Here is a 6,704-nt window from a genome sequence, read left to right on the forward strand (position 1 = left end):
AAAAATGAGTTAGTGCATCATTACAACTATCAAACCAGAGAAGAAGCCAAAGCAGATATTATAAAATACATTGAGTTATTTTATAATCATCGAAGAATTCAAAAGGGTTTGGGTTTTAAGACACCAAATCAAATGGCCGAAGACTTTTATAAGTTGGCTGCCTAGAATCTCCCAAGGGAAAGTCTCCTGATAATTCAGCGTATATCACTTGATAAGAGTACCCATTTTTAGAGACAAGGCTATTTGACCTTAATAATAACCACTCCGTACATATATTCGAATTAATGATATTAAATGACCAATCCATAGAGCTAATAGGAGCAGCTTCTTTAGAACAAACGGTTGAAGCTGGTGGTAAACTATCAGCAATTAAAAGTAGAGATATATCATCATCAATTTCAAGCTTATCTTTAAATCTAACCCATGCGATTAACTCTGGTTTTGGTCCTCCTGAAAAGAATAGGGAGTTACTTACGACACGGACATGAAAGTTTTTAAAAAAATTGGGAACGATTAATTTATGAGGCAACTCGGAATACTGATCGGGTTTCATGACATATGGAGTGGCTATAAAATTATGGTTAATAGCGCTTTCTCTATTTTTTCCGAAAATATAGGTAGCTTGAAATACTGTCGATTTATCTGATACCCCTTTTACACCAACGTATGTCGCCGATTTGCCTATTCTCAAAATTTCTGGTGTAAAGATTACATCTGCAGTAATTGGTCCTATAAAAGATATTTGCGCGCTTCGCAGAGTTACATTTTCAGTTTGATTGGCATCTACAGCAACTTTGAGACCTAATGCTGCTGAGAAACCACCGTAGGCTGTGCGTCCTTGTAACCAATCTAATGGTAAATCACAAGGTGTATTAGCTCTTAGAGAGTCAAATAAAGTAGTCAATGTACTCATAGCTCTTTCTCTTATCTTTAGTATTTTATTAGTGGACGTACAAACTCACAATCGACTCTTTAAGATCAAAATTTTCATTACTCAATTTTTCTTTATAAACTTCTAATTTTTCAGAAATGATTTTTTTACTTAACATGAACTCTAAAGGTCTGTTTACACAATCCGCTGCAATCATTTCATTCTTCTTGAAATAAAATAAGGCAAAGCTCCGTGAACTCTCTATATCTCCTCTGATTACAACCTCGTCAAAACCATTATTTAGGCCTGTGATCTGCAATTTGACATCATATTGATCAGACCAAAACCAAGGTATAACCTGATATTTTTCTTTTTTATCGCATAAGTTTTTTGCTGCAACTTTAGCTTGATCATTTGCATTTGGAACAGACTCTAATCTAATTTGTCTTTCATAATGGGAGTTAATATATGTCGCACAATCACCCACCGCCATTATATTTGGATCAGTTGTATAACAATACTCATCGACCTCAATACCATTATTCACACTTAATCCCGCCTCTTCGGCCAGCTCAACATTCGGTAAAACCCCTATTCCTACGATGACTAATTCCGTAGCAATATATTGTCCATTTTCCAGATAGATACCTGTCACACTTTGTATGCCTGCTATTTCGGCAATCCTGATATTAGTGAGTATTTCAACGCCTTCTTCTCGATGCAATCGGTCAAAAAAATCACCCATCTGTGGAGCCGCAACACGCTGTAAAATTTTAGGAGCGTACTCTAGAACCGTAACATTTATTCCCAGTTTTCTTAAAGATGCAGCAGTCTCAAGTCCTATATACCCCCCTCCAACAATCACTGCATTTTTTACCAACTTTATGCTTACTTGTAATCCCAAAATATCTTGAGCATTGCGTACATAGTGTATGCCTGATAAATGGCTACCTTTAATATCTAATTTACGTACTCTTGCACCAGTACAAATGGCAAGCTTGTCGTAAGCAATATGATCACCATTCTCTAAATATACATTTTTTGTTTTGCGATCAATTTTTGTAACATGACCATTTACTAATTGAATATCATTTTTCTCATAAAAGGTTTTTGGTCTTATATACATATCTTCAATAGACTTCGTACCAGCCAAAAATGTTTTAGATAAAGGTGGACGATGGTACGGAAGATAAGGCTCATCTCCGATGAGTATAATCTCACCTGACCAGCCTTCTTGTCTTAAACTTGCACTCAGCTGTGCACCAGCATGACTGGCACCTATAATAACTACTCTTAAGTTATCCATACCACTTCCATCCCTAATCCAATTTCAGTTATTGTTTTTGAGTTAGTTTAACCATTAATTTTGAATAGCCTCTCACAAAGTTAGATTGAACTATTTCTGGCTCATCCAATACCTCAATACGATCGAATCGATTCAAAATTTCTTCCCATAAAATTTTAAGTTGCATTTCAGCTAAGCGATTCCCCATACATCGGTGCACGCCAAAGCCGAATGAAAGGTGATTACGTGCATCTTTTCGGTCAATTATGAATTGTTCAGGATTTTCGATAGCTCTTTCATCAAAATTACCTGATGCATACCACATCACCAATTTATCGCCTTTTCGGATAAATTGACCATTAATCATCGTGTCCTTTTTAGCGATTCGGCGCATATAAGCAAGTGGTGTTTGCCAACGAATTATCTCAGAAACCATGTTTGGTATTAATGCTGGATTCTCTTTCAACTTTTTAAATTCTTCTGGGAATTGATGTAATGCTAGAACACCTCCACTCATGGAGTTACGGGTAGTGTCGTTACCACCTACAATTAACAAAACAAGATTACCAATATATTCCATTGGGCGCTTAATCATATCTTTGGTGTCGTCACTCATTTGCATGAGTGTAATAAGATCAAAACCTGGTGTTTCGCCTGCTTGTAATCTAGCTGCTTTGTCATGCCATAAATGCATAAAGCTTTTAGCCATGTCTGTCGCCCCGACAAACATCTCATCTATATCTCCATTCCCACCAGTGCTAAATGATGCGGATGACAGAAGATCAGACCAATAAATTAACTTTTTTCGATCTTCATATGGAAAGTCCAACAAGGTAGCAAGCATTTTAGCTGTTAAGTCCATGGAAACTCGTTCAACCCAATTGAAAGGTACTCCAATTGGAAGACTTTCTAGCACCTCGACCGTTCTACTTCGAATCAGTGATTCCATTTCTTTTAAGTTTTTAGGCGCCACTACGGATTGGACAGCTTTTCTACGAGAATCATGCTTAGGAGGATCCATAGCAATAAACATTTCTACGTCAATTGGTGGTTTCCCTATGACAATCGCAGGCTCAGCAGAAAATACTTCATGATTTTTATCAACCTCTACAATATCTTTATATCTTGTAATAGACCAATAAGGACCAAAAATACTGTTTGCTTGATAATGTACAGGAGCTTCATCACGTAAACGTTTGCAGTATGACAACCATTTATGTTGTCTAAATAGAAATGGATTACTTAAATCAATCTCTTGAAGTTCAACTGTATCAACTTCAGGAATTGGTTTTTCAACGAATTGAAAATTAAATCCCTCATCTATAAATTTATTTTTAGTTTTTTTATAAAAATGAAGGCCTTTTACCTGCAAATCCATAGGAACTATAGCTGAGACTTTATCTTTTATAGTGTCTTGTAAAATTTTGGCAGCTTCTGAAAAGTTAGTCATAGTATTCTCCTTTTCCTACATTTGGAATTCAGGCAGTACAACCTTCATTCCATCCATGGTTTCTTCAACGAAAACTTGGCAAGCCAATCGTGAGTTATGGGATTTCTCAGGAGTTAGATCAAGCATTTGTAATTCATTTGGCGAAGCCATACCTAATTTTGAAATCCATTTATTTTCCAAAATGACATGACAGGTCCCGCAAGCACACTCTCCTCCACAGTCTCCGTCAATACTTGGAACACCATTATTCACCGCGAGCTGCATTAAGCTTTTGCCTGCCTCTAAATCTACGATATGTTCAGATCCATCATGTTCTATAAAAATAATTTGTCCCATTATCCTTTCCTTAGGTATTTTGATTCTTATAAATCTAAATACTTTAGATACGCTAAATAAGGTCTTAAAAAGACAATCCAGGGTTATAAAAAGACATTTGGATATTCAATTTTTTTTTATTTTGCTATCTTAAACTTTGGATAAAGAATAATTAGCAAGGACTTTTATATGGAAGTAAGTCTCGAACAGAATTTTCTTGAAAACAATATTCCTTCAAATTACGTCAGAATCATTGGACGTGAACTAGGCTTATCTATAAGAGAATTTGCGCAATTATTAGAGTCTACTCAATTAACTACAAAAGAAATTATGCAAGCAGATAGAATGGTGAATGCATATCAATTTATTCAAATTTTAACTAATGCATCTTTCATATCTTGCGATCCCAACCTAGGTCTAAAATTAGGGCAAAGGTTAACTCCTGCAACACATGGTTTAATGGGTTTTGTTGTCAATAACAGTCCGAATTTAGTTGGAGTTTTAGAAGCTTTTCAAAAGTATATGCCAACTCGTTTAAGTTTTGGTCGAGTATCACTTAAACAGGAGCGTGATTTGATAAAATGTGAGCTGAATTTTTTAGTCAATTTACCTTTAGATGTAAAGAGACTACTTTCAGAAATATGCATGGTCATTCTATATGAAAGTATTGAGTTTATAATTGGAAGAAAACCAAATGAAGTAATAATTTATTTTGAACATGCTTCTCGAAAAGATTTAGATCTGTATCATCATATATTTAATGCACCTATCAACTTTGCATCAATTCAGACAGCGATGCACATTCCATTTCATATCTGTCAAATAATCAATCCTTCAGCTGATAAAAATATATATCGTCTCGCACTTGAGCAATGTGAAAAACTTATTAAACAGCTTAAAAGCGAAAAGGATTCTTATACTAACAAAGTTCAACGAATCATTTTATCAAATCCAAGTAAAACGATTACCGAAGAATTTATTGCATCTGAGTTATTTATTAGCAAACGTACATTAGCTAGAAAATTGAAGATCGAAGGCACTCGCTATCAATCTATTGTAGATGATGTAAGATCTCGACAAGCTATTGAATACTTAAAAGAAGATAATCTCTCGATCGCTGCAATTGCATCATTGCTAAACTTTCATGATAGTACTAATTTTAGGCGTGCTTTTAAAAGATGGTTTAAATTAACTCCAACTGAATATCGCAATGTGTTGAAAAAAACTTAAGGCAAATATGATACTTAGAAAGGAAAGTTAATCTATTTTTAAAAACTGTAACTAGCATAGGCTTTGTTGCACAAACCTATCTGTAAAGGGTTTTTCAGCGATATAATTTTCAAATGAAGAAGCCTGCACACAAAATCTACCGCACAACCAATTGGCCCGCATATAACCGAGCACTCATGAGTCGCGGAAATATTGCCATTTGGTTTGATCCTGCTACGCAATGGTATGCTCCGTCCATCGGTAAACAAGGGCGAAATCAAACCTACTCCGACGCAGCTATCCAATGCTGCTTAATGATTAAATCCTTATTCCGTCTGTCTTTACGTATGGTCACTGGCTTTGTGCAAAGTCTGATTAAACTTTGCGGATTAAATTGGATAGCTCCAGATTACACCACGCTTTGTAGAAGACAAAAGCATATTGATATTGTAATCAGCTACCAAAAAAGTAGCGATGGGCTGCATCTACTCATGGACTCTACAGGCATGAAGTTTCTAGGTGAGGGGGTAATCCTCCCATAAATAACCGAAGTTAAAAGTAGAGGTTAAGCAGCCATTAGAGGTGGCTTTCCTTTGTTAGCTTGATGTGGTCTTTCATGGTTGTAATGCCACAACCAGTTTGTTGCATAATCTTGTACTTCATCCAAAGTATCAAATAAATGCTTGCTCAGCCAACTATAACGTATGGTCCGATTATAGCGTTCAATATACGCATTCTGCTGTGGCTTACCCGGTTGAATATATTCAATACGAATACCGTGCTCAGTAGCCCAGCGCACAAATTCGTGACTGATAAATTCGGGACCATTATCGCATCGGATCACTAACGGTTTTTCTCTCCACTCCAGCAATTGATTCAACGTACGAATAACCCTGATTGTGGGCAATGAGAACCCTGCTTCAATGGCTAGGCCTTCGCGGCGGTAATCATCAATCACATTCAATAATCGAAACTTGCGACCATCGGAAAGCTGATCATGCATAAAATCTAATGACCAAACCTGATTTTCTCGGATTGGTTCTTTCAATGGTTCAGGCGCATGCCGTTTTAGTCTTCTTCTCGGTTTAATACGCAGATTCAGTGCCAACTCACAGTAAATGCGGTAAACCCGCTTGTGATTCCAGCAGCAACTCTCAACATGCCGTAAATACGAGAAGCACAAACCAAAGCCCCAATCGGAATTTTCCTCAGTGAGTTCAATGAGCTGTTCAGCAATGAGTGCATTGTCATCGCTGAGTTTGGCTTGATAGCGGTAGCAGGTTTCACTAATGCCAAATGCTTTACAAGCCAAACGAATACTAATGGCATGCTGGGCAACTGCCTGTTGTGCCATCTTACGCCGGCAAGATGGCTTTACCACTTTTTTGCCATCGCTTCCTGGATGATTTCGGCCTTTAATCGCTCTTCCGCATACATCTTTTTAAGTCTGGTATTTTCGGCTTCTAGCTCTTTCAGTCGAGCCATTAATGATGTATCCATACCACCATATTTGGCACGCCATTTATAAAAGGTAGCATTACTCATGCCGTGTTCACGGCAAAGGGTCGCTACAG

7 protein-coding genes and 1 pseudogene are annotated in these 6,704 nt (G+C 36.9%); 3 read left to right on the forward strand and 5 right to left on the reverse strand.

Features of this window, described 5'->3' with window-relative positions:
- Positions 1 to 165: IS3 family transposase (locus ACINWC141_RS19850; RefSeq protein ID WP_141399881.1), on the forward strand; the 165-nt coding region annotated here is incomplete at its 5' end.
- Here the strand turns inward: ACINWC141_RS19850 and ACINWC141_RS15740 are convergent.
- From ACINWC141_RS15740 to ACINWC141_RS15755, 4 genes are read right to left on the reverse strand one after another with little or no spacing between them, the layout of a single operon-like run.
- Positions 116 to 913 carry a thioesterase family protein gene (locus ACINWC141_RS15740; protein WP_009392830.1) on the reverse strand — a complete coding sequence of 266 codons (798 nt, stop codon included), beginning with the start codon at positions 911 to 913 and terminating at the stop codon, positions 116 to 118. The two genes, ACINWC141_RS19850 and ACINWC141_RS15740, sit on opposite strands and share 50 nt — an antisense overlap.
- Before the next feature lie 28 nt (positions 914 to 941).
- Positions 942 to 2,177, reverse strand: coding sequence for an NAD(P)/FAD-dependent oxidoreductase (locus ACINWC141_RS15745; RefSeq protein WP_009392827.1), 1,236 nt, complete (start codon positions 2,175 to 2,177; stop codon positions 942 to 944).
- Positions 2,178 to 2,205: 28 nt separating this feature from the next.
- Positions 2,206 to 3,606: a cytochrome P450 gene (locus tag ACINWC141_RS15750; RefSeq protein WP_009392829.1), complete on the reverse strand. Its 1,401-nt coding sequence runs from the start codon at positions 3,604 to 3,606 to the stop codon at positions 2,206 to 2,208.
- A 15-nt stretch (positions 3,607 to 3,621) separates the two neighbouring features.
- Positions 3,622 to 3,942, reverse strand: coding sequence for a 2Fe-2S iron-sulfur cluster-binding protein (locus ACINWC141_RS15755; protein WP_009392826.1), 321 nt, complete (start codon positions 3,940 to 3,942; stop codon positions 3,622 to 3,624).
- 168 nt (positions 3,943 to 4,110) lie between these two features.
- Here ACINWC141_RS15755 and ACINWC141_RS15760 point away from each other — a divergent pair, with 168 nt between their 5' ends.
- Both ACINWC141_RS15760 and ACINWC141_RS15765 read left to right on the forward strand, forming a co-directional pair.
- Entirely contained in the window at positions 4,111 to 5,151 is a 1,041-nt protein-coding gene (locus ACINWC141_RS15760) for an AraC family transcriptional regulator (protein ID WP_009392828.1), read from the forward strand.
- A gap of 113 nt (positions 5,152 to 5,264) precedes the next feature.
- Positions 5,265 to 5,657, forward strand: a pseudogene (locus tag ACINWC141_RS15765) (IS5-like element ISAba12 family transposase); the annotation flags it as partial.
- 38 nt (positions 5,658 to 5,695) lie between these two features.
- Here ACINWC141_RS15765 and ACINWC141_RS15770 read toward each other — a convergent pair.
- Positions 5,696 to 6,704, reverse strand: a protein-coding gene (locus ACINWC141_RS15770; RefSeq protein ID WP_155757872.1) for an IS3 family transposase whose coding sequence is annotated in 2 segments (ribosomal slippage) — positions 5,696 to 6,519 and positions 6,519 to 6,704 — 1,010 coding nt annotated over the 2 segments. Because the reading frame shifts where the segments join, the coding sequence is not laid out codon by codon here. This gene is flagged as partial in the annotation.

Origin of the sequence: Acinetobacter sp. WC-141, from assembly GCF_000313935.1 — a bacterium.
Classification (GTDB): Bacteria; Pseudomonadota; Gammaproteobacteria; order Pseudomonadales; family Moraxellaceae; genus Acinetobacter.

What these genes read in the sequence shown, in the direction of transcription:
- ACINWC141_RS15755 (WP_009392826.1), bottom strand. Translation starts at nt 3,942, where the DNA reads ATGGGACAAATTATTTTTATAGAACATGATGGATCTGAACATATCGTA.
- ACINWC141_RS15745 (WP_009392827.1), bottom strand. Translation starts at nt 2,177, where the DNA reads ATGGATAACTTAAGAGTAGTTATTATAGGTGCCAGTCATGCTGGTGCA.
- ACINWC141_RS15750 (WP_009392829.1), bottom strand. Translation starts at nt 3,606, where the DNA reads ATGACTAACTTTTCAGAAGCTGCCAAAATTTTACAAGACACTATAAAA.
- ACINWC141_RS15740 (WP_009392830.1), bottom strand. Translation starts at nt 913, where the DNA reads ATGAGTACATTGACTACTTTATTTGACTCTCTAAGAGCTAATACACCT.
- ACINWC141_RS15760 (WP_009392828.1), top strand. Translation starts at nt 4,111, where the DNA reads ATGGAAGTAAGTCTCGAACAGAATTTTCTTGAAAACAATATTCCTTCA.